Annotated in this window: 15 protein-coding genes and 1 tRNA gene; 1 reads left to right on the top strand and 15 read right to left on the bottom strand. The window is 71.4% G+C overall.

The features are described 5' to 3' along the window. Nucleotides 1-249: 249 nt before the first annotated feature. The 15 genes from pcaG to CRM73_RS12005 form a co-directional block, all read right to left on the bottom strand. A complete protein-coding gene (gene pcaG, locus CRM73_RS12075) occupies nucleotides 250-834 on the bottom strand; it encodes a protocatechuate 3,4-dioxygenase subunit alpha (protein ID WP_017833283.1) in 585 nt (194 codons plus the stop codon). Next, nucleotides 827-1,648: a protocatechuate 3,4-dioxygenase subunit beta gene (gene pcaH, locus CRM73_RS12070; RefSeq protein ID WP_017833282.1), complete on the bottom strand. Its 822-nt coding sequence runs from the start codon at nucleotides 1,646-1,648 to the stop codon at nucleotides 827-829. Before pcaH ends, pcaG begins: the two co-directional genes overlap by 8 nt. A 158-nt stretch (nucleotides 1,649-1,806) precedes the next feature. Further along, nucleotides 1,807-3,006, bottom strand: coding sequence for a 4-hydroxybenzoate 3-monooxygenase (locus CRM73_RS12065; RefSeq protein WP_017833281.1), 1,200 nt, complete (start codon nucleotides 3,004-3,006; stop codon nucleotides 1,807-1,809). 135 nt (nucleotides 3,007-3,141) lie between these two features. Further along, on the bottom strand, nucleotides 3,142-3,906 hold the full coding sequence (locus CRM73_RS12060) for an IclR family transcriptional regulator (protein ID WP_017833280.1): 765 nt from the start codon (nucleotides 3,904-3,906) through the stop codon (nucleotides 3,142-3,144). A gap of 149 nt (nucleotides 3,907-4,055) precedes the next feature. Further along, a complete protein-coding gene (locus CRM73_RS12055) occupies nucleotides 4,056-7,940 on the bottom strand; it encodes a DNA-directed RNA polymerase subunit beta' (RefSeq protein WP_031282944.1) in 3,885 nt (1,294 codons plus the stop codon). A gap of 61 nt (nucleotides 7,941-8,001) precedes the next feature. After that, on the bottom strand, nucleotides 8,002-11,511 hold the full coding sequence (gene rpoB / locus CRM73_RS12050; protein ID WP_017833278.1) for a DNA-directed RNA polymerase subunit beta: 3,510 nt from the start codon (nucleotides 11,509-11,511) through the stop codon (nucleotides 8,002-8,004). A 277-nt stretch (nucleotides 11,512-11,788) separates the two neighbouring features. After that, nucleotides 11,789-14,617, bottom strand: coding sequence for an aminomethyl-transferring glycine dehydrogenase (gene gcvP, locus CRM73_RS12045; protein ID WP_229587855.1), 2,829 nt, complete (start codon nucleotides 14,615-14,617; stop codon nucleotides 11,789-11,791). Nucleotides 14,618-14,815: 198 nt separating this feature from the next. Next, nucleotides 14,816-15,199, bottom strand: a complete 384-nt coding sequence (rplL, locus tag CRM73_RS12040; RefSeq protein WP_229587853.1) for a 50S ribosomal protein L7/L12 — start codon at nucleotides 15,197-15,199, stop codon at nucleotides 14,816-14,818. Between the two features lie 98 nt (nucleotides 15,200-15,297). Then, nucleotides 15,298-15,822 (bottom strand): 50S ribosomal protein L10, encoded by a 525-nt coding sequence (gene rplJ, locus CRM73_RS12035; protein ID WP_017833275.1) that lies wholly within the window; start codon nucleotides 15,820-15,822, stop codon nucleotides 15,298-15,300. Nucleotides 15,823-16,121: 299 nt separating this feature from the next. Continuing rightward, on the bottom strand, nucleotides 16,122-17,273 hold the full coding sequence (locus tag CRM73_RS12030) for a GNAT family N-acetyltransferase (protein ID WP_229587851.1): 1,152 nt from the start codon (nucleotides 17,271-17,273) through the stop codon (nucleotides 16,122-16,124). Nucleotides 17,274-17,418: 145 nt separating this feature from the next. Beyond that, entirely contained in the window at nucleotides 17,419-18,126 is a 708-nt protein-coding gene (gene rplA, locus CRM73_RS12025; RefSeq protein WP_017833273.1) for a 50S ribosomal protein L1, read from the bottom strand. A gap of 89 nt (nucleotides 18,127-18,215) precedes the next feature. Further along, on the bottom strand, nucleotides 18,216-18,647 hold the full coding sequence (gene rplK, locus CRM73_RS12020; RefSeq protein ID WP_017833272.1) for a 50S ribosomal protein L11: 432 nt from the start codon (nucleotides 18,645-18,647) through the stop codon (nucleotides 18,216-18,218). A gap of 146 nt (nucleotides 18,648-18,793) precedes the next feature. Next, nucleotides 18,794-19,642 (bottom strand): transcription termination/antitermination protein NusG, encoded by an 849-nt coding sequence (nusG, locus tag CRM73_RS12015; protein WP_017833271.1) that lies wholly within the window; start codon nucleotides 19,640-19,642, stop codon nucleotides 18,794-18,796. A gap of 84 nt (nucleotides 19,643-19,726) precedes the next feature. Further along, a complete protein-coding gene (secE, locus tag CRM73_RS12010) occupies nucleotides 19,727-19,999 on the bottom strand; it encodes a preprotein translocase subunit SecE (protein WP_017833270.1) in 273 nt (90 codons plus the stop codon). Nucleotides 20,000-20,109: 110 nt separating this feature from the next. Further along, nucleotides 20,110-20,182 (bottom strand) — tRNA-Trp (locus CRM73_RS12005). A gap of 283 nt (nucleotides 20,183-20,465) precedes the next feature. Here CRM73_RS12005 and CRM73_RS12000 point away from each other — a divergent pair. After that, nucleotides 20,466-21,671, top strand: a complete 1,206-nt coding sequence (locus CRM73_RS12000; RefSeq protein WP_229587849.1) for a pyridoxal phosphate-dependent aminotransferase — start codon at nucleotides 20,466-20,468, stop codon at nucleotides 21,669-21,671. Nucleotides 21,672-21,803: the final 132 nt, after the last annotated feature.

Below are 21,803 nucleotides of genomic sequence, written 5' to 3'. Positions count from 1 at the left end.
CGCGCGGACGCCGCGGCGGCGCGCGGGGCGAGCCCGGCGTCCGCCTGCGCGGCGACCCAGGCGGCCTCGACGTCGAGCAGCGCCTGGAGCACCGCGGTGTCGTCCGTGTGCGCGTCACCCCGGTGGGCTCCGGGGCGGAGCAGCCCGGCGTCGGTCATGCGCGTCCTCCTTCGGTGGTCGTCGGGTCGTCCGTGGCGGGGTGGTGCCGTGCGGGGGCCCCGGGGCGGCCGGGGCCCGCGCACGGAACGGTCACGCCTGGAGGTTCGGGTAGGTGAGGAAGACGGTCTCGCCCTCGCCCTGGAGCCGGAGGTCGAAGCGCAGGGAGCCGTCGGCCTCCCGCTCGGCGACCAGGGTGCGGCGGCGGTCCTCGGGCAGGGAGCGCAGCAGCGGGTCGTTCGCGAGGGCCTCGGTGTCCTCCGGCAGGTAGATGCGGGTGAACAGCCGGTTCGTCACGCCCCGGGCGAAGACGGTCAGCGTGATGAACGGCGCCTTGCCGGGCTCGGTCGGCCCCGGGTCAACGGTGGTGAAGGTGTAGTGACCCTCGTTGTCGACGGACGCGCGGCCGAAGCCGGTGAAGGTGTAGCCGTCGCGCACGAGCGAGCCGGTCGCGGTGGGGACGTCGCCGTTGCCGTCGGCCTGCCAGATCTCGAGCATGGCGTCCGGCACGAGGTCGCCGTGGCCGTCGGTCACCGTGCCGTGCAGGCGCACCGCCTGCGGGTGCCCGAGCGGGACGAGCAGCTCGCCCTTGTCGTAGGGCAGCGCGTAGCCGAAGAACGGCCCGATGGTCTGGCCGGGGGTGGCCGGGAGTGCGGGGGTCGCGGGGGTCTCAGACATTGGAGTCGCCTTCCGTCCAGGTGCGGTTCGAGCCGCTGAGCACGATGTCCCAGGTGTAGCCGAGCAGCCACTCGTGCTCGGACGCCTCGTGGTCGTAGTCGGCCACGAGCCGGCGGCGGGCCTCGGGGTCCACGATCGACTGGAAGATCGGGTCCAGCGCGAACAGCGGGTCCGAGGGGAAGTACATCTGGGTGATCATCCGCTGGGTGAAGTCCGTGCCGAACAGGGAGAAGTGCACGTGCGCGGGCCGCCAGGCGTTGTGGTGGTTCTTCCAGGGGTACGGCCCGGGCTTGATGGTGACGAACTCGTAGGATCCGTCGTCGCCGGTCAGGCAGCGCCCCACGCCGGTGAAGTTCGGGTCGATGGGAGCCGGGTGCTGGTCCCGCTTGTGGATGTACCGCCCGGCCGCGTTGGCCTGCCAGATCTCCACGAGCTGGCGGCGCACGGGCCGGCCGTCGCCGTCGAGGACCCGGCCGCGGATCTTGATCCGCTCGCCGATGGGCTCCCCGCCCGACTGGATGGTCAGGTCCGACTCGAGCCGGTGCACGTCCCGCTCGCCGAAGGCGGGCGCGTGCAGCTCGATGGTCTCCGGGTCCGCGTGGTGCAGGTCCTTGGTGGGGTGCCGCAGGATCGAGCTGCGGTAGGGCGCGTAGTCCAGCCGCGGCTGCGTCTCGGTGCGGCCGGACGCGCTGTAGTCGGCGCTGATGCCGGCCATCTCGCGGTCGAGGTCGGCCTGCGTGTCCGCCGCGTCGTCGGGGCCCTTCGGGGTGAGGTGCACGAAGGACTCCTCCGGCCCCTGGTCCTGGTCGGTCATGGTTCAGCTCCTTTGTTGCGAGGTGGCTGCCGCACCGGCGGGCGTGGTGCCCGCGGCGAACTCTCCGAGGCTAGCGCATTCGGTGCAGCATTCGCACATGTGTTCACTGTGCGAACTTATTGTGGGGTCACAGTGGGGAGGTCCGGCGGGGCCGGGGGTCAGCGGTCGTCGGGCCAGCCGGTGTAGGACTCCGCGAAGTAGGCGGCGCCGCGCTCGGAGCCGGTGATCGCCTTGAACTCGCCGCGCCGGCGCTTCTGGTTGAAGGGGTTCTCCCCCGGCTGGGTGTGCATGAGGTGGGTGGCCCAGTAGGAGAAGTTCTGCGCCTTCCACACCCGCTCCAGCGCCGTGGCCGAGTACCCGGCCAGCCCGGTGCCGTCGCCCGTGCGGAAGAACTCGACGATCGCCGGGGCGAGCACGCGGACGTCGCAGAACGCGAGGTTCAGGCCCTTGGCGCCGGTCGGGGGGACGGTGTGGCCGGCGTCGCCGACGAGGAACAGGTTGCCGTGGCGCAGGGGCTCGCAGACGTAGGAGCGGAACTTCAGCACGGTCTTGTCGAAGATGGGGCCCTCCTGGAGCCGGAGCCCGTCGGGGCCCTCGACCCGGCGCTGGAGCTCGGCCCAGATCCGCTCGTCGCCCCAGTCGTCGACGTCCTCCTCCGGGTCGCACTGGAAGTACATCCGCTGGACGGTCCCGCTGCGCTGGGAGATGAGGGCGAAGCCGTGCTCGGAGTTCGAGTAGATGAGCTCCGGGGCGCTCGGCGGGGCCTCGGCGAGGATGCCGAACCAGGCGAAGGGGTACTCGATGAAGTTGTCGGTGCGCTCCTGCTCCGGGATGGCGCGGCGGCAGATGCTCTGCGAGCCGTCGGCGCCCACGAGGATCTCGCAGCGGACCTCGAAGTCCTCGCCCGCGGCGTCGGTGAAGCGGATGCCCGGCCGGTCGGTGGTCAGGTCGACCACCTCGGTTTCCGTGACGGACCAGCGGACGTCGCCGCCGTCGCGCTCCCGGGCGTCGGCCAGGTCCAGGAACACCTCGTTCTGCGGGTAGAGCCACACGGACTCGCCGACGAGCTCCTTGAAGTCGATCCGGTGGCTCTCCCCCTCGAAGCGCAGCACGGTGCCCTCGTGCTCGTGGCCCTCCGTGAGCACCCGCCCGTCGACGCCGGAGTCGGTCAGCATCCGCACCGTGGGCGCCTCGAGGATGCCCGCCCGGTGGGTGGCGTGGATGGTGTCCTTGTCGCGCTTCTCGACCACGATGCTGTCGATGCCGGCGCGGCCGAGCAGGTGGGCCAGCATCAGCCCGGCGGGGCCGCCGCCCACGATGCCGACCTGCGTGCTGAGAACGGTGCGCTGTGCGCTCATGAGTGCTCCTGGTGATACGACGGGAATCGTGTCCAGTGTCTCAGCGGCCTGTGGGCGGCACCACAGTCGTCCCGTTGAACGGGATGCTGGAGGCGACGGGCGCGGTGTGCCCGGGAGCCGGTGCCGCGGCCCGTCTCAGCGGGGGGCGTCCCGCAGGGTCCGGCGGATGCCGTGCGCCGCGGTGTGCAGCGCCTGGACGATCGCCCCGGCCCGCGCGGCCGGGTCGCCCGCCGGGGTGATGACGCCCAGGCCCGCCACCACCTGGTCGCCGCGCCCCCGCACGGGGACGGCGATCCCCGCCGTGCCGGCCTCGAGATAGCCGGTCTGCAGGGCGTGGCCCGCGCCGCGGATCCGCTCGAGCTCCGCGGCCAGCACCGCGGGCTCGGTCGGCGAGAGCTCGGTGAACGCGGTGAGGGGCCCCTGCAGGTACTCCTCCTGGTAGTCCTGGGGGGCGTGCGCCAGCAGCACGAGGCCCGTGGCCGACAGGTGCAGGGGCAGCCGGCCGGCCACCTCCGACCGGACGGGCACCGCCCGGGGGTGGGAGAGCCGCTCCACGAGCAGCACCTCGCGGCCCTCCACGATGCCGAGCTGCACGTGCTGGCGCAGCACCGCGTGGATGTCGCCCATGAAGGGGCGGGCGGCGCGCGCCAGGCCGAGCTCGCGCGAGGAGCGGTTGACCAGCTCCCACAGCCGGGTGCCGACCACGTAGTGCCCGCCCTCCACCCGCTCGAGCCAGCCCTGGCGGGCCATGTCCCGGGCGAGCCGGTGCGCGGTGGCGGTGGGCAGCCCGGTGAGGGCCGCGATCCGGCCCCCGGTCAGCCGCGAGTCCTCCGCCGTGAACGCCGCGAGGATCCGGTCCGCCCGCTCGAGCACGGACTCCCCGGTGGGTGAGTTCGCCATGGTGACTCCTGGGGCTCCTTCCTGGTCCGCGGCCCGGCCCCGTGACAGGCCGCGGGACGGGGGCAGCCCCGCCCCGGAAGACGCTACTTCCGGAACGGGGCTGCCGTGGTGACCACGAGGGTGATCACGTCCTGCGCGGGACGCCGACCTCAGTTGGAGCCGAAGTCGTAGTCCTCCAGCGGGATCGCCTGGAACTCGGCGGGCGAGGAGTTCTCCTCCGCGTAGCTGAAGTCCGAGAACGAGCCCGGCTCCGTGAACAGCGAGGCCTTCGCCTCGTCCGTCGGCTCCACGTCGATGTTGTTGTACCGCGCGAGCCCGGTGCCGGCCGGGATCAGCTTGCCGATGATCACGTTCTCCTTGAGGCCCACCAGCGGGTCGGACTTGCCCTCCATGGCCGCCTGCGTGAGCACGCGGGTGGTCTCCTGGAAGGACGCGGCCGACAGCCACGAGTCGGTGGCCAGCGAGGCCTTGGTGATGCCCATCAGCTCCGGGCGGCCGGCGGCCGGCCGGCTGCTCTCGGCCACGGCCTTGCGGTTGGCCTCCAGGAAGCGCACGTTCTCAACGAGCTCGCCCGGCAGCAGGTCCGTCTCGCCCGACTCGATGATCGTCACGCGGCGCAGCATCTGCCGCACGATGACCTCGACGTGCTTGTCGTGGATGCCCACGCCCTGGGAGCGGTACACGCGCTGCACCTCGTCCACGAGGTGCTTCTGCGCCTGCCGCGGACCGCGGATGCGCAGCACCTCCTTGGGGTCGACGGCGCCCGAGACCAGCTGCTGGCCGACCTCGACGTGGTCGCCCTCGGTCACGAGCAGCTTGGCGCGGCGCAGCACCGGGTACCCGATCGCCTCGTCCCCGTTGTCCGGGGTCACGACGAGCTTCAGGGCCTTCTCGGTGTCCTCGATGCTGACCCGCCCGGCGACCTCCGAGATCGGCGCGACGCCCTTGGGCGTACGGGCCTCGAAGAGCTCCTGGATACGGGGCAGACCCTGGGTGATGTCGCCGTCCGAGGACGCCACACCACCGGTGTGGAAGGTGCGCATCGTGAGCTGCGTGCCCGGCTCGCCGATGGACTGCGCGGCGATGATGCCGACGGCCTCGCCGATGTCCACCAGCTGGTTGGACGCCAGCGAGCGGCCGTAGCAGGCCGCGCAGACGCCCACCGCGGACTCGCAGGTCAGCACGGAGCGCACGCGCACCGTGTCGGCCCCGCCCGCGAAGAGGGCGCTGATGAGCCCGTCGGAGAGGTCCGTGCCGGCCTCGGCCAGGATCTCGCCGTTGGCGTCCACGACGTCCACCGCGAGCACCCGGCCGTGCACCGTGTTCTCGATGTCCTCGTGCAGCACGCGGGACCCGCTCTCCTGCACGTCGGCGAGCGGCAGGTTCAGGCCGCGCTCCGTCATGCAGTCCGCCTCCCGCACGATGACGTCCTGGGAGACGTCGACGAGACGACGGGTCAGGTAGCCCGAGTTCGCCGTGCGCAGCGCGGTGTCGGCCAGGCCCTTGCGGGCACCGTGGGTAGCGATGAAGTACTCCAGCACCGACAGGCCCTCGCGGTACGAGGACTTGATCGGGCGGGGCATGATCTCGCCCTTGGGGTTGGACACGAGCCCGCGGATGCCGGCGATCTGGCGGACCTGCATCCAGTTGCCTCGGGCGCCGGAGGACACCATGCGGTTGATGGTGTTCAGCGGCGACAGGTTCGCCTGCATGGCCTGGGCGACCTCGTCCGTGGCCTTGGTCCAGATGTCGATGAGCTCCGAGCGGCGCTCGTCGTCGTCGATCAGACCACGGTCGTACTGGCCCTGGATCTTCGCGGCCTGCGCCTCGTAGCCCTCCATGATGGCGGGCTTCTCCGGCGGGGTCGCGATGTCCGAGATCGCCACGGTCACGCCCGAGCGGGCCGCCCAGTGGAACCCGGCGTCCTTGAGCTCGTCCAGCGTGTGCGCCACGGTGACCATCGGGTACCGCTCCGCGAGATCGTTGACCAGCGCGGACAGGTGCTTCTTGTCCGCGACGGCCTCGTCCCAGGGGTAGTCCTCGGGCAGCGTCTCGTTGAACAGCACGCGGCCCAGCGTGGTCTGCACCAGCACCGGCTGACCCGGCTCCCAGCCCTCGGGGGCCTCCCAGCCCTCGAACGGCACGAAGTCGTCCAGCTCGATCCGGCACAGCGCGTTGAGGTGCAGCCGGCCGGCGTCGTGGGCCATGATCGCCTCGGCCACGGAGGAGAACGAGCGGCCCTCCCCCTCCTCGCCCTCGCGGACGGTGGTGAGGTGGTACAGCCCGATGATCATGTCCTGCGAGGGCAGGGCGATCGGCTTGCCGTCCGAGGGCTTCAGGATGTTGTTCGAGGACAGCATCAGGATGCGCGCCTCGGCCTGGGCCTCCGGGGACAGGGGCAGGTGCACGGCCATCTGGTCGCCGTCGAAGTCGGCGTTGAACGCGCCGCACACGAGCGGGTGGAGCTGGATGGCCTTGCCCTCGACGAGCTGCGGCTCGAACGCCTGGATGCCCAGACGGTGCAGGGTGGGGGCACGGTTGAGCAGCACGGGGTGCTCGGTGATGACCTCCTCGAGCACGTCCCACACCTGGGGGCGGTAGCGCTCGACCATGCGCTTGGCCGACTTGATGTTCTGCGCGTGGTTGAGGTCCACCAGCCGCTTCATCACGAACGGCTTGAACAGCTCCAGCGCCATCTGCTTCGGCAGACCGCACTGGTGCAGCTTCAGCTGCGGGCCGACCACGATGACCGAGCGGCCGGAGTAGTCGACGCGCTTGCCGAGCAGGTTCTGCCGGAACCGGCCCTGCTTGCCCTTGAGCATGTCGGACAGCGACTTCAGCGCACGGTTGCCCGGCCCGGTGACCGGGCGGCCGCGGCGGCCGTTGTCGAACAGCGAGTCCACGGCCTCCTGCAGCATCCGCTTTTCGTTGTTGACGATGATCTCCGGGGCGCCCAGGTCCAGCAGGCGCTTGAGCCGGTTGTTGCGGTTGATCACGCGCCGGTAGAGGTCGTTGAGGTCCGACGTGGCGAAGCGGCCGCCGTCGAGCTGGACCATCGGGCGCAGCTCCGGCGGGATCACCGGGACGGCGTCCAGGACCATGCCCAGCGGCGAGTTGTCCGTGGTCAGGAACGCGTTGACGACCTTGAGCCGCTTCAGGGCGCGGGTCTTGCGCTGGCCCTTGCCGGTGGCGATGGTCTCCCGCAGGGACTCGGCCTCCGCCTCGAGATCGAAGGTCTCGAGGCGCTTCTTGATCGCCTCGGCGCCCATCGAGCCCTCGAAGTACATGCCGTAGCGGTCCACCATGACGCGGTAGAGCGCCTCGTCTCCCTCGAGGTCGTTGACCTTGAGGTTCTTGAAGCGGTCCCAGACCTGCTCGAGGCGGTCGATCTCCAGGTTGGCGCGCTTGCGCACGTTGGCCATCTGGCGGTCGGCGGAGTCGCGGAGCTTGCGCTTCTCCGCGGCCTTGCCGCCCTCCTCCTCGACCCGGCCGAGCTCGGTCTCGAGGTCGCGGGCGATCGCGGCGATGTCGGAGTCGCGGGTGGACTCCATCTGCGCCTTCTCCCGGTCCACGGCGGCCTGCAGGTTCGGCAGGTCGTCGTGGCGGGCGTCCTCGTCCACCGACGTGATCATGTACGCCGCGAAGTAGATGACCTTCTCCAGGTCCTTCGGGGCGAGGTCCAGCAGGTAGCCGAGCCGCGAGGGCACGCCCTTGAAGTACCAGATGTGGGTCACGGGAGCGGCGAGCTCGATGTGGCCCATGCGCTCACGGCGCACCTTGGCGCGGGTGACCTCCACGCCGCAGCGCTCGCAGATGATGCCCTTGTAGCGCACGCGCTTGTACTTGCCGCAGTAGCACTCCCAGTCCCGGGTGGGACCGAAGATCTTCTCGCAGAACAGGCCGTCCTTCTCGGGCTTGAGCGTGCGGTAGTTGATGGTCTCCGGCTTCTTGACCTCGCCGTAGGACCAGGTCCGGATGTCCTCCGCGGTCGCAAGACCGATCCGCATGAGGCCTAGTGAAGATTCGTTGGACATGAGGGTCCTTTATCTCTTTCTCTGGAAAAGTTGACGTCTCGTCGGGGTGGACCGAGCGGGATCAGACCTCTTCGACCGAGCTGGGCTCGGAGTGCGAGAGATCGATGCCCAGTTCCTCGGCCGCCCGGAAGACCTCGTCATCCGAATCGCGCATCTCGATGGTGTTGCCGTCCGCCGAGAGCACCTCGACGTTCAGGCACAGCGACTGCATCTCCTTGATGAGGACCTTGAAGGACTCGGGGACACCCGGCTCGGGGATGTTCTCGCCCTTCACGATGGCCTCGTAGACCTTCACGCGCCCGTGCACGTCGTCGGACTTGACCGTCAGCAGCTCCTGCAGCGTGTAGGCGGCGCCGTACGCCTCGAGCGCCCAGACCTCCATCTCGCCGAAGCGCTGGCCGCCGAACTGCGCCTTACCGCCCAGCGGCTGCTGGGTGATCATGGAGTACGGGCCGGTGGAGCGCGCGTGGATCTTGTCGTCCACGAGGTGGTGCAGCTTCAGGATGTACTGGTAGCCCACCGACACCGGGTCCGGGAACGGCTCGCCGGAGCGGCCGTCGAACAGCCGGGCCTTGCCGGACCGGTCGATCAGCCGCACGCCGTCGCGCGTCGGGTTGGTGTGGTCGAGGAGGTCGAAGATCTCCTCCTCGCGCGCGCCGTCGAACACCGGGGTGGCCACGTTCGTGGGGCCGGACTGCTTCGGGAAGTTCGGCAGCCGGTCGAGCCACTCGGGGTCGCCCTCGATGTTCCAGCCCTGCTTCGCGAGCCAGCCGGTGTGCACCTCGAGGACCTGCCCCAGGTTCATGCGGCCGGGCACGCCCAGCGGGTTGAGGATGATGTCCACGGGGGTCCCGTCCTCGAGGAACGGCATGTCCTCCAGGGGCAGGATCTTCGAGATGACGCCCTTGTTGCCGTGGCGGCCGGCGAGCTTGTCGCCGTCCGTGATCTTGCGCTTCTGCGCCACGTACACCCGGACCACCTGGTTGACGCCCGCGGGCAGGTCGTCGTCCTCGTCGTCGCGGTCGAAGACGCGCACGCCGATGACGGTGCCGGACTCGCCGTGGGGCACCTTCAGGGACGTGTCGCGCACCTCGCGGGACTTCTCGCCGAAGATCGCCCGCAGCAGGCGCTCCTCCGGGGTCAGCTCGGTCTCGCCCTTCGGGGTGACCTTGCCCACGAGGATGTCGCCGGCCTGGACCTCCGCGCCGATGTGGATGATGCCGCGCTCGTCGAGGGCGGACAGCACCTCCTCGGACACGTTCGGGATGTCCCGGGTGATCTCCTCGGCGCCCAGCTTCGTGTCGCGGGCGTCGATCTCGTGCTCCTCGATGTGGATCGAGGTGAGCACGTCCTCCGAGACCATGCGCTGGGAGAGGATGATCGCGTCCTCGTAGTTGAGGCCCTCCCAGGACATGTAGGCGACCAGCAGGTTCTTGCCCAGGGCCAGCTCGCCCTGGTCCGTGGAGGGGCCGTCGGCGATGACCGAGCGCTCCTCGACGCGATCGCCCTCGGAGACGATGACGCGCTGGTTGTAGGTGTTGCCCGGGTTGGAGCGCGTGAACTTGTTGATCGGGTAGACCGTGGTCGTCCCGTCGTCGTTGAGCACGCGCACGAGGTTCGCCGAGACCTCCTCGACCACGCCGGCCTTGCGGGCCAGCACGGAGTCCCCGGCGTCCAGGGCCGCGTAGCGCTCCATGCCGGTGCCCACGAGCGGGGCCTCGGACTCGAGCAGCGGCACGGCCTGGCGCTGCATGTTGGCGCCCATGAGCGCGCGGTTGGCGTCGTCGTGCTCCAGGTACGGGATGAGCGCGGTCGCCACGGACACCATCTGGCGCGGGGAGACGTCCATGAACTGCACGGCGGTCGGGTCGACCAGCACGGCCTCGCCCGAGCCGTCGGCGGCGCGCGCGAGGACGGCGTCCTCGGCGAACCGGTTGTCCGGGCCCAGCGGGGCGTTCGCCTGGGCGATCGTCACGCCGCGCTCGTCGTCGGCGGTGAGGTACTCGACCTCGTCGGTGACGAGGCCGCCGACGACCTTGCGGTACGGGGTCTCGATGAAGCCGAACGGGTTGATCCGCCCGTAGGTCGCCAGCGAGCCGATGAGGCCGATGTTGGAGCCCTCGGGGGTCTCGATCGGGCACATGCGGCCGTAGTGCGACGGGTGGACGTCACGGACCTCCATGCCGGCGCGGTCGCGGGAGAGACCGCCCGGGCCGAGCGCGGACAGGCGGCGCTTGTGGGTCAGGCCCGCGAGCGGGTTGTTCTGGTCCATGAACTGCGACAGCTGCGAGGTGCCGAAGAACTCCTTGATCGCCGCCACGACGGGACGGATGTTGATCAGGGTCTGCGGGGTGATCGCCTCGACGTCCTGGGTGGTCATGCGCTCGCGCACCACGCGCTCCATGCGGGACAGGCCCGTGCGGATCTGGTTCTCGATCAGCTCGCCCACGGCGCGGATGCGGCGGTTGCCGAAGTGGTCGATGTCGTCGACGTCCACGACGACCTCGCGGGGCTCGCCGTCGCGCACGCCCTTCATGGTGCCGCCGCCGGCGTGCAGGGTGACGAGGTAGCGGATCATCGCGACGATGTCGTCGACCGACAGCACGGAGGCGTCCTCGTCCTCGAACGCCTTGTCGAGGCCCAGCTTCCGGTTGATCTTGTACCGGCCGACCTTCGCGAGGTCGTAGCGCTTGGAGTTGAAGTACATGTTGTCGAGCAGCGCCTGCGCGGCGTCGACCGTGGGCGGCTCCCCCGGGCGCAGCTTGCGGTAGATGTCCAGCAGCGCGTCCTCGCGGGACTCGACGGTGTCCTTCTCGAGGGTCGCCCGGATGGAGTCGAACTCCCCGAACTCCTCGAGGATGCGGGACTCGCTCCAGCCGAGGGCCTTGAGCAGCACGGTGACCGACTGCTTGCGCTTGCGGTCGAGGCGCACGCCCACCTGGTCGCGCTTGTCGATCTCGAGCTCGAACCACGCGCCGCGCGAGGGGATGATCTTCGCGGAGTAGATGTCCTTGTCCGAGGTGCGGTCCTGGCCGCGCTCGAAGTAGGCGCCCGGCGAGCGGACGAGCTGGGACACGACGACACGCTCGGTGCCGTTGATGACGAAGGTGCCCTTCTCGGTCATCAGCGGGAAGTCGCCCATGAACACGGTCTGCTGCTTGATCTCGCCCGTGTTGTTGTTCATGAACTCGGCCTTGACGTACAGGGGCGCCGAGTACGTGGCGTCCCGGTCCTTGCACTCGTCCATGGTGTACTTCGGGTCGTAGAACTCCGGCTCCGAGAAGGACAGGGACATGGTGCCCTGGAAGTCCTCGATCGGGGAGATCTCCTCGAAGATGTCGGACAGCCCGGAGGTGCGGGCGATGCCCTGCTCCCCGGTCTCGATGGCCTGCTGGACGCGGGCCTGCCACCGCTCGTTGCCCACGAGACGGTCGAAGCTGTCCGTCTGGAGGGCCAGCAGGTTCGGCACGTCCAGCGGTTCATGGATCTTGGCGAAGGAGATGCGGCGCGGGATGTTCCCGTCGGCCGGTCGGTTAGCGGTTACGTTCGAATCGGTGCTCGAGGCGACCAAGATGGATTCCTTCCACAGACCTGCAGTTGAATCGCGCAGTACCCGAATCGGGGATACGGGTGTGCGAGGGCCAGCGGACTCGAGATGCTGGTTCGCTCCCCGGGGGCGCCCACCGCTATATGAAGGCACGCAGAATGAGGGACAACGCAAAGATCCAGCATAGACGCGATGTGCGGCTCTGTCCACACGACCGGTGGACGCGGGCGTCCACCGGTCGTAGGATGGGAAATTTCGTGCTCCGGGGTCTCACCGGCACCGGGGGCGCCGGGCCCGCGGGTCAGCCCGCGGCCGCGAACGCCTCGACCGGCGGGCAGCTGCAGACGAGGTTGCGGTCCCCGGCGGCGTTCTCCACCCGGCCCACGGGCGGCCAGTACTTGGCCCGGCGCAGCTCGGGCAGCGGGTAGGCGGCCCGGGACCGGGGGTAGGCCCGGTCCCACTCGTCGGCCGTGAGCACCTCCGCGGTGTGCGGCGCATGGCGCAGGACCGAGTCCTCGAGTGCGACCTCGCCGTCGGCCACGGCGGTCATCTCCGCGTGGATCGCGCGCATCGCGGCCACGAACCGGTCGAGCTCCGCGAGGTTCTCGGACTCCGTGGGCTCCACCATGAGCGTGCCCGCCACCGGGAACGCGAGGGTGGGGGCGTGGAAGCCGTAGTCGACGAGCCGCTTGCAGACGTCCTCCGCGGTCACCCCGGAGGCCTTCGTGAGCGCGCGCAGGTCGAGGATGCACTCGTGGGCCACGAACCCGCCCGGGCCGGTGTAGAGGGTCGGGAAGACGTCGGCCAGCCGGGCGGAGACGTAGTTCGCGCTGAGGATCGCGGTGCGCGACGACGCGGTGAGCCCCTCCGCGCCGGTCATGGCGATGTACATCCAGGAGATCGGCAGCACCCCGGCCGACCCGTGGCGGGCCTGGGACACGGGGAAGGAGTCCTCCCCGCCGTCCGGGGCCGCGGGGTCCCCGGGCAGGAACGGCACGAGGTGCTCCGCCACGGCCACGGGCCCCACGCCGGGCCCCCCGCCGCCGTGCGGGATGCAGAAGGTCTTGTGCAGGTTCAGGTGGGAGACGTCCCCGCCGAAGCGGCCCGGCCGGGCGAGGCCCATGAGCGCGTTGAGGTTGGCGCCGTCCACGTAGACCTGGCCCCCCGCCGCGTGCACGGCCTCGCACACGGCCGTGATCTGCTCCTCGAACACGCCGTGCGTCGAGGGGTAGGTGACCATGATGCCCGCCAGCTCCTCCCCCACGCTCCCGATCTTCGCGGCCAGGTCGTCCAGGTCCACGGAGCCGTCCCCGGCGGTGGCCACGACCACCACCTTGAGGTCCGCGAGCACCGCGGAGGCGGCGTTGGTGCCGTGGGCCGAGGACGGGATGAGGACGGTGGTGCGCTGCCGGTCGCCCCGGGAGAGGTGGTAGCGGCGGATCGCGAGGAGCCCGGCGAGCTCGCCCTGGGAGCCGGCGTTGGGCTGGACGGAGACCGCGGCGTAGCCGGTGATCTCCGTGAGCCAGGACTCGAGCTGGGCGATGAGCTCGCGCCAGCCGAGGGTCTGGTCCTCGGGGGCGAGCGGGTGGATCGAGGCGAACTCGGGCCAGCTGATGGGCTCCATCTCCGCGGCGGCGTTGAGCTTCATGGTGCAGGAGCCGAGCGGGATCATGGTCCGGTCGAGGGCCAGGTCCTTGTCCGCGAGGGAGCGCAGCCAGCGCATCATCGCGGTCTCGGAGCGGTGCAGCGTGAACACGGGGTGGGTCAGGTAGGAGTCGGTGCGCAGCAGCTCGGCGGGCAGGTCCCACGCCCCGCCCGCGTCGTCCGTAGCCGCGGCGCCGAAGGCCGCGAGCACGGCGTCGACGTCGCGCTCGTCGTGGGGCTCCCCCACCGACACGGAGACGTGGTCCGCGCCGGCCCGGCGGACGTTGATCCCGCGCTCCGCGGCGGCGGCCACGACGGCGTCGGCGCGGCCGGGGACCTCGGCGAGCACGGTGTCGAAGAACCGGTCGTGGACCACGCGCACGCCGGCCGCGGCGAGCCCGGTGGCCAGGCGGGCGGCCAGCCCGTGCACGCGCTCGGCGATGGTGCGGAGCCCGTCCGCGCCGTGGTAGGCGGCGTAGGCGCCGGCCACGACGGCCAGCAGCGCCTGGGCGGTGCAGATGTTCGAGGTGGCCTTCTCGCGGCGGATGTGCTGCTCGCGGGTCTGCAGGGCCAGCCGGTAGGCGGGCCGGCCGGAGGAGTCGGTGGAGACGCCCACCAGGCGGCCGGGCAGGTTCCGCTCGAGGCCCTTGCGGCAGGCGAGGAACGCGGCGTGGGGACCGCCGAAGAACAGGGGCACCCCGAAGCGCTGGGCCGAGCCCACGGCGATGTCCGCGCCCTGCTCCCCCGGGGAGCGCAGCAGGGTCAGGGCCAGCAGGTCGGTGGCCACGGCCACGAGCGCCCCCCGCGCGTGCGCCTCCTCGGCGCGCTCGGCGAGGGGGACGACCTCGCCGTCGACGCCCACCTGGGTCAGGACCACCCCGAAGAGCTCGCCCTCGGGCAGCCCCTCGGCGAGGTCGGCGACGACCAGCTCGATGCCCACGGCCCGGCAGCGCCCGCGCAGCACGGCGAGGGTCTGCGGGAGCGTCCGGGCGTCGACGACGACGCGCCGGCTCGTGGCCTTCCGGTTGGCCCGGCGCATCATGAGCACGGCCTCGGCCACCGCGGTGGCCTCGTCCAGGAGGGAGGCGTTCGCCAGGTCCAGGCCGGTGAGGTCCATGACGGCGTTCTGGAACGTGAGCAGGGCCTCGAGGCGGCCCTGCGAGATCTCGGGCTGGTAGGGGGTGTAGGAGGTGTACCAGGCGGGGTTCTCGAGGATGTTGCGGCGCAGCGCGGGCGGGGTGACGGTGTCCGCGTAGCCCTGCCCGATCATCTGGGTCATCACCCGGTTCTTCGCCGCGACCCGGCGCAGCGCCGCGAGGGCCTCGTGCTCGGACATCGGGGCGGGCAGGCCCAGCGGCTCGGAGGAGGCGATGGTCGCGGGGACGGCGCGGGCGACGAGCTCGTCGAGGTCGGCCGCGCCGACGGTCTCGAGCATGATCGCGGTCTCGGCGGCGTCCGGGCCGAGGTGGCGTGGCAGGAAGGACAAGGTGAGCTCCTCGTGGTCCGAGGCCCGGTGGGGCCCGTCCGCCCTCCCCCGCCCGGACTCTCCCGCTGCGCGTGGGCGGCCGATGTGGTCGTGCCCCCAGTCTCCCACAGACCGTCCGGGCCCGGCACGGCACGAGGCCCCGGACGCCGTGCGTCCGGGGCCTCGCAGGAGCGTCCGTGAAGGGACGCGTCCGGGGTCCTACTTGAGGGTGACGGTGGCGCCGGCGCCCTCGAGGGCCTCCTTGGCCTTGTCCGCGGCCTCCTTGGTGGCGCCCTCGAGGACGGCCTTGGGGGCCGAGTCCACGAGGTCCTTGGCCTCCTTGAGGCCGAGGGAGGTCAGCGCGCGGACCTCCTTGATGACCTGGATCTTCTTCTCGCCGGCGGCCTCGAGGACGACGTCGAACTCGGTCTGCTCCTCGGCCTCCTCGGCGGCGGCGGCCGGAGCGGCGGCACCGGCGACGGCCACGGGGGCGGCGGCGGTGACGTCGAAGGCCTCCTCGAAGGCCTTCACGAACTCGGAGAGCTCGATGAGGGAGAGCTCCTTGAACGCGTCGATCAGTTCAGCGGTGGTGAGCTTGGCCATGGTTGTGGCTCCTTTTCGATGGTGTGCCCCGGCCGGGTTCGTCGGCGCGGGACGGTCTGGTTCCGTGGTGAGAATGTGCCTCGCGGCGGGGATGCTGGTCAGGCGTCCTGCTCCTCGACCTTGGCGCGCAGCGCCTCGGCCGTGCGGACGGTCTTCGACAGCGGTGCCTGGAACAGCGCCGCGGCCTGGGACAGGGACGCCTGCGCGGCACCGGCCACCTTGGCCAGCAGCACCTCGCGGGACTCGAGGTCCGCGAGCTGCTTGATCTCCGCGTCGCTCAGGGCCTTGCCCTCGAGGTAACCGCCCTTGACGACGAGCTGCGGGTTCGCCTTGGCGAAGTCACGCAGGCTCTTGGCGGCCTCGACGGGATCCCCCGAGATGAAGGCGATCGCGCTCGGGCCGGCGAGCTGGCCGTCGAACGCGTCGATCCCCAGCTCCTTGGCCGCGATCGCGGTCAGCGTGTTCTTCACCACGGCGTATTCGGCGTTCTCACCGAGCGAGCGGCGCAGCTCCTTGAGCTGGGCCACGGTGAGACCGCGGTACTCAGTCAGGACAGCGGCGTCCGAGTTGGAGAACAGTTCCTTCAACTCGGCGACCGCGGCTGCCTTTTCCGGGTTCGCCATGGTACTCCTTCCGGTCTTCGATGCCGGTCGCTGCCGCAAGGGCCCGGGCACAGAAAAAGCCCCGCGCAGATGCCCGGGGCTCGGCGTCGCACCCCGTGCAGGACGGGACGTGCTCGCTGTGCTGGTTCACCTGCGCTGGCGGTTCCTGGCGGAACTCTTACGGCTGTCCTCCCGCTTCGCGCACTCCGAAACGGGGCGCACGGGGCAGGGGGACCACGACCGGCGGTCTTTGGTGTCTCCCAGGCTACCGGAGGCCCCCGCCGCGGCCAAATCGGCTCCGGGACGGCCCCGGACCCGGCTCAGGCGGAGGGGAAGTCGCGGGCCCACACGCCGCTGCGCCCGGCCACGCGGAAGCCCAGCCGGGCGTTGACCCGGCTCATCCGGTCGTCGCCGCTGTGGCTCCAGGAGTAGACGGTGCGCACGCTCGGGGCCAGCCGCTCGAGCTGCTGCAGGTTGGCCAGCTTCAGCCGGGTGGCGAGCCACCGGCGGCGGTGCTCGCGCAGGACCACGGTCTCGTCCTGCATCCCGATCGGCGGCTCCTCCCCCGCCAGGACGATCTCGGTCATCCCGACGAGGCGTCCGGTGGGCTCGTGCTCGGCGACGGCCACGAGGGAGAGGTTGCCCGCCTCGGCGCGCAGCTGCTCGGTGCGCCGCACGCGCTCGGCGTCCCAGGGATCTGGCTCGGCGGCGGCCACGGGGGCCAGGAACGAGTCGGTCGCCATGCGCGAGTGCAGGGCGGCGAGCTCGTCGAGCCGGTCCTCGGGGGCCGGGCCGCTCCAGACGTGGATCCGGTACGGCTCCTGCGCCGGCGAGGCCGCGACCTCGTCCAGCAGGGCCGCGACGCGCTCGGGCGGCAGGGGGACGTCCAGCACCCCGAAGTCGCTGACCGACTCGAGCCGGTAGCCGGCGCTGAGGGCGAAGCGGGTCTGCCGGTTGGACACGGGCAGCCGGCCCGAGCCGTCGGCGGCGTCCACCCACTCGACCATCCCGGGCGTGACCAGCGGGAAGACCCCGGTGACGCTGCCGTCGCCCTGGATCTCCTCGGGCCCGGGGTGCTCGGTCTGGATCCGCAGGTGCCGGCGGGACTCGCCCACGGCGAGCTGCTCGGCGGCGGCCAGCAGTTCGCTGCCGGTGCCCTGGGAGGTGACGTCGGGGTCCACGTCGACGGTGATGTGGGCGGAGTCGGTGAGCGTGACCAGGGGCATCCGCACCTCGGCCCGTCCCGCCAGCCGGTCCCCGGCCCACGCCAGCAGGACGACCACGCGCTCGAAGGGGTCCAGCAGGTCCCGGTAGAGCTCCTGGGCGTCACCGGTGAGGTCCGAGATCCCCCACACGTGCTGCCGGGACCGGCGCACGAGCTCCGCGACGCGCCCCAGCAGCTCCTGCGCGGCGTCGTCGAACTCGTCGGGGATGCGCATCTGCTCGATGCGCACCGGGGGGTGCTCGCTCACGTGGGGGGTCTCCGTTCCGTGGGCGCCGGCGGACGCCCGCCGGCTGCTGGGTCGTGGGAGGAATGGTCCCGTCGGACGGGAAGGGGCCCGGCCGCATCGGCCGGGCCCCCACCCGTCGGAGCCCCGCGGGCTCCGGTGCACGGCGTCAGGCGCCGACGACGACCTCGGTGGCGTTCGGGTCGACCGGGATGCCCGGCCCGAACGTGGTCGAGACGGTCGCCTTCGTGATGTAGCGGCCCTTCGACGCGGAGGGCTTCAGGCGCAGGATCTCCTCGAGGGCGGCGCCGTAGTTCTCCGCCAGCTTCTCGAGCTCGAAGGACGTCTTGCCCACGATGAAGTGCAGGTTCGAGTGCTTGTCGACGCGGAAGTCGATCTTGCCGCCCTTGATGTCGTTGACGGCCTTGGTCACGTCCATGGTGACGGTGCCGGTCTTGGGGTTCGGCATCAGGTTGCGGGGGCCGAGGACCTTGCCCAGCCGGCCGACCTTGCCCATCATGTCCGGGGTGGCCACGGCGGCGTCGAAGTCGGTCCAGCCGCCCTGGATGCGGGCGATCAGGTCGTCGGAGCCGACGTAGTCCGCTCCGGCCTCCTCCGCGGCGGCGGCCTTGTCGCCGGTCGCGAAGACGACGACGCGGGCGGTCTTGCCGGTGCCGTTGGGCAGGTTCACGGTGCCGCGGACCATCTGGTCGGCCTTGCGGGGGTCGACACCGAGGCGGAGGACGACCTCCACGGTGGAGTCGGTCTTCGCGGTGTCGAGCTCCTTGGCCAGGGCCACGGCCTCGGCCGGGGCGTACAGCGTGCCCGCGTCGATCTTGGCGGCGGCCGCCTGGTATGCCTTGCTGCGCTTTGCCATCTGCTTCTTCTCCTTGTGCAGTTGTGGTCTGCGGGCCGCGCTCGGCCCTGCCACGTCAATAACGGTGGGTGGTGATCAGCCGAGGCTGGTCACTCGACCTCGATGCCCATGGAGCGGGCGGTGCCGGCGATGATCTTCGCGGCGGCGTCGATGTCGTTGGCGTTGAGGTCTTCCTTCTTGGTCTCGGCGATCTCGCGGACCTGGTCCATGCTGAGCTTGCCGACCTTCTGGGTGTGCGGGACACCCGAGCCCTTGGCGACGCCGGCGGCCTTCTTGATCAGCTGCGCGGCGGGCGGGGTCTTCGTGACGAAGGTGAACGAGCGGTCCTCGTAGACCGTGATCTCCACGGGCACGATGTTGCCGCGCTGGGACTCCGTGGCCGCGTTGTAGGCCTTGCAGAATTCCATGATGTTGACGCCGTGCTGACCGAGGGCCGGACCCACGGGAGGAGCCGGGTTGGCGGCGCCTGCCTGGATCTGCAGCTTGATCAGGCCGGAGACCTTCTTCTTCTTGGGAGCCATGTGCTGGTCCTTCTTCTGCTGGACGTACCGGCGCACAGGAGCGTACGACGGCGGGTGGCCGCCGTGGCGCGGCGGCCGGGCGGCCCGGCGGCGAAGCATGCACCGCGGGGCCGGGAACTGGGGCGGGCCGGAGCGGCCCGCGGGGCTCAGATCTTGGAGACCTGGTTGAAGCCGAGGGTGACGGGGGTCTCGCGCTCGAAGATCGACACGAGGACGACCAGCTGCTGGGACTCCACCTTGATCTCGGAGATCGTGGCGGGGAGGGTCTCGAATGGGCCCTCCTTGACGATGACGGACTCGCCGACCTCGAAGTCGACGTCGATCTGCGGCTGCGCGCTGGGCTGGGCGGAGGACTCGGCCCCCGCGCCCTGCGGCGCCTCGAAGACCGGGTTGAGCATCTCGAAGACCTCGTCGAGGCGCAGCGGCACCGGGTTGTAGGCGTCCTGGCCGACGAAGCCGGTGACGCCCGGGGTGTGGCGGACCGCGCCCCAGGAGGCGTCGGTGAGGTTCATGCGCACCAGCACGTAGCCCGGGATCCGCACCCGGCGCACGATCTTGCGCTGGGCGTTCTTGATCTCGACGACCTCCTCCATCGGCACCTCGATCTGGAAGATGTCGTCCTCCATGTTGAGGGACTGGATGCGGGTCTCGAGGTTCGTCTTCACGCGGTTCTCGTAGCCGGCGTAGGTGTGGATGACGTACCAGTCACCCTCCTGGCGGCGCAGCTTCGACTTGAACTCCTCGACGGGGTCCACGGCGGGCGCCTCGTCCTCGGCCGCGGGGGCCTCCTCGTCGGCCGGGGCCTCCGCCTCGAGCGGGGCCTCCTCGTCGGCGGGCGCGGCGGGAGCCTCGTCGGCGACCGGGGCGTGCTCCGGGTCGTGGGCGGCCGCGAAGTCGTCCTCCTGCACGGAGGTCTCGGCCTCCGGCAGCTCCGGAGCCTGCTGGTCGACCTCGGCCGGTGCCTCGGTGCCGTTTTCGAGCTCGTGCTCGGTCACTGGATCTCCCTCAAAGTTCTTTCGTGGATGTCGTGCTCTGCTGGGTCACGGTGGCCGGCCGCGCCGGTCCGTGCGCCGCCCGGATCAGCCGGCGGCGTCCCCCTGCCCGAAGATCCACAGGGCGGCCTGGCCGAACGCCAGGTCCAGGACCGAGATGAGCACCATCATGAACGCGACGAACACGAGGACGACCAGGACGTAGTTGACCAGTTCGCGCCGGGTGGGGGTGACCACCTTCCGGAGCTCGCCGACGACCTGGCGCAGGAACAGGAACAGGCGCCCGAAGACGCCGCGGGGGCTCTCCGCGCCCTGCTCCGGGGGCTGGCCCGACGCGCGGCCGGCGGTGGTCTGCGACATCGGCTCTCCCTGTGTGGACTCGTGCGTGCCGCGCAGTGCTGCCGGCCCGCCGTCGCCGCGGCGGCTCCCGGCACCCCCGTGGGGGTGCCGGGGACCACCCCGGACTGGAGCAGGGCAGACAGGACTCGAACCTGCAACCTGCGGTTTTGGAGACCGCTGCGCTACCAATTGCGCCACTGCCCTACGTGCCTCGCGGCCTCGGCCGGCGTGGGGACGCCGGTCTCGATCGCTCGGACCCGGTCACCGACTCTACCATCCGGTCCCGCCGTGACGGCGCGGCCGAGCAGGCGCCGATGACACCAGTCGTCCATCCTAGGCGACCCGGGCGGCGGGGTGCAATCCGGGCGGGCGCGGCCGCCGGGGCGCCGGGCCCGCGGTGCGGACGCCCGAGTAGCATGGGGGCGTCCGCACCGCCGTCCCCGCACCCGGCGGAGACCGCCCGTTCCCCTCCAGGAGGCCCCCGGTCATGACCACGTCCCGCATCTCCCGGCGCGTCGGCGCCATCGCAGAGTCCGCGACGCTCGCCGTGGACGCGAAGGCGAAGGCCCTCAAGGCCGCCGGCCGGCCCGTGATCGGCTTCGGCGCCGGGGAGCCCGACTTCCCGACCCCCCAGTACATCGTGGACGCCGCCGCGGCCGCCCTGCAGGACCCGGCGAACTTCCGGTACACGCCGGCCGCGGGCCTGCCCGAGCTGCGCAGGGCGGTGGCCGAGCAGACCGCCCGGGACGACGGCTACGCGGTGGAGCCCGCCCAGGTGCTCGTCACCAACGGCGGCAAGCAGGCCGTGTTCCAGGCCTTCGCGACGGTCGTGGACGAGGGCGACGACGTCCTGCTGCCCGCCCCGTACTGGACCACCTACCCCGAGGCCATCAAGCTCGCCGGGGGCAACCCGGTCGAGGTCTTCGCCGGACCGGAGCTCGGCTACAAGGTCACCCCCGAGCTGCTCGAGGCGGCGTGGACCGAGCGCACCAAGGCCCTGCTGTTCTGCTCGCCGTCGAACCCCACGGGCGCCGTGTACTCCCCCGAGGAGACCGCGGCCGTGGGCCGCTGGGCGGCGGAGAAGGGGATCTTCGTGCTGACCGACGAGATCTACCAGCACCTCACCTACGACGGCGTGCCGTTCACCTCGATCGCCGCCGCCGTGCCGGAGCTGGGCGAGAACGTGGTCGTCCTCAACGGCGTGGCCAAGACGTACGCGATGACCGGCTGGCGGGTGGGCTGGATGATCGGTGCCCCCGACGTCATCAAGGCGGCCACGAACCTGCAGTCCCACCTGACCTCCAACGTCAACAACGTGGCCCAGCGGGCCGCGCTGGCGGCCGTGTCCGGCCCGCTCGACGAGGCCCACCGGATGCGGGCGGCCTTCGACCGCCGCCGCCGGGTCATGGTCGAGGCCCTCAACGCCATCGACGGCGTGGAGTGCCCCACCCCGACCGGCGCGTTCTACGCCTACGCGGACGTGCGGGGCCTGCTCGGCCGGCGCTTCGGCGACGCGACGCCGCAGACCTCCGCCGAGCTGGCCGAGCTGATCCTGGAGCAGGCGGAGGTGGCCGTGGTGCCCGGCGAGGCGTTCGGCCCCTCCGGCTTCCTGCGCCTGTCCTACGCCCTCGGCGACGACGACCTCGCCGAGGGCCTGCGCCGGCTCCAGGAGTACCTGGGCGGCGCCGCGTGAGCGCCGCGACGGACGCCCGGGACACCGCCGTGGCCGCGGCGGAGCAGGTGCCCGCGGCGGCGCTCGTGAGCGCCGGGCTGATCGGCGGGTACGCCACCGCCCGGGCGACCGGCGTCCGCCCCCTGGGCGGGG

It is taken from the genome of Kocuria sp. CCUG 69068 (assembly GCF_020833785.1).
Lineage (GTDB): Bacteria > Actinomycetota > Actinomycetes > Actinomycetales > Micrococcaceae > Kocuria > Kocuria rosea.
Note: the sequence above shows the minus strand (reverse complement) of the source record. Positions and strands in the feature narration are given on the sequence as shown.

Bases quoted from the DNA above. Each gene is read 5' to 3' on its own strand.
- rplA (WP_017833273.1), bottom strand. From the start codon at position 18,126: ATGGCAAAGCGCAGCAAGGCATACCAGGCGGCCGCCGCCAAGATCGAC.
- rplJ (WP_017833275.1), bottom strand. From the start codon at position 15,822: ATGGCGAACCCGGAAAAGGCAGCCGCGGTCGCCGAGTTGAAGGAACTG.
- pcaG (WP_017833283.1), bottom strand. From the start codon at position 834: ATGTCTGAGACCCCCGCGACCCCCGCACTCCCGGCCACCCCCGGCCAG.
- secE (WP_017833270.1), bottom strand. From the start codon at position 19,999: ATGTCGCAGACCACCGCCGGCCGCGCGTCGGGCCAGCCCCCGGAGCAG.
- pcaH (WP_017833282.1), bottom strand. From the start codon at position 1,648: ATGACCGACCAGGACCAGGGGCCGGAGGAGTCCTTCGTGCACCTCACC.
- CRM73_RS12065 (WP_017833281.1), bottom strand. From the start codon at position 3,006: ATGAGCGCACAGCGCACCGTTCTCAGCACGCAGGTCGGCATCGTGGGC.
- CRM73_RS12055 (WP_031282944.1), bottom strand. From the start codon at position 7,940: ATGTCCAACGAATCTTCACTAGGCCTCATGCGGATCGGTCTTGCGACC.
- CRM73_RS12000 (WP_229587849.1), top strand. From the start codon at position 20,466: ATGACCACGTCCCGCATCTCCCGGCGCGTCGGCGCCATCGCAGAGTCC.
- rplL (WP_229587853.1), bottom strand. From the start codon at position 15,199: ATGGCCAAGCTCACCACCGCTGAACTGATCGACGCGTTCAAGGAGCTC.
- CRM73_RS12060 (WP_017833280.1), bottom strand. From the start codon at position 3,906: ATGGCGAACTCACCCACCGGGGAGTCCGTGCTCGAGCGGGCGGACCGG.
- rplK (WP_017833272.1), bottom strand. From the start codon at position 18,647: ATGGCTCCCAAGAAGAAGAAGGTCTCCGGCCTGATCAAGCTGCAGATC.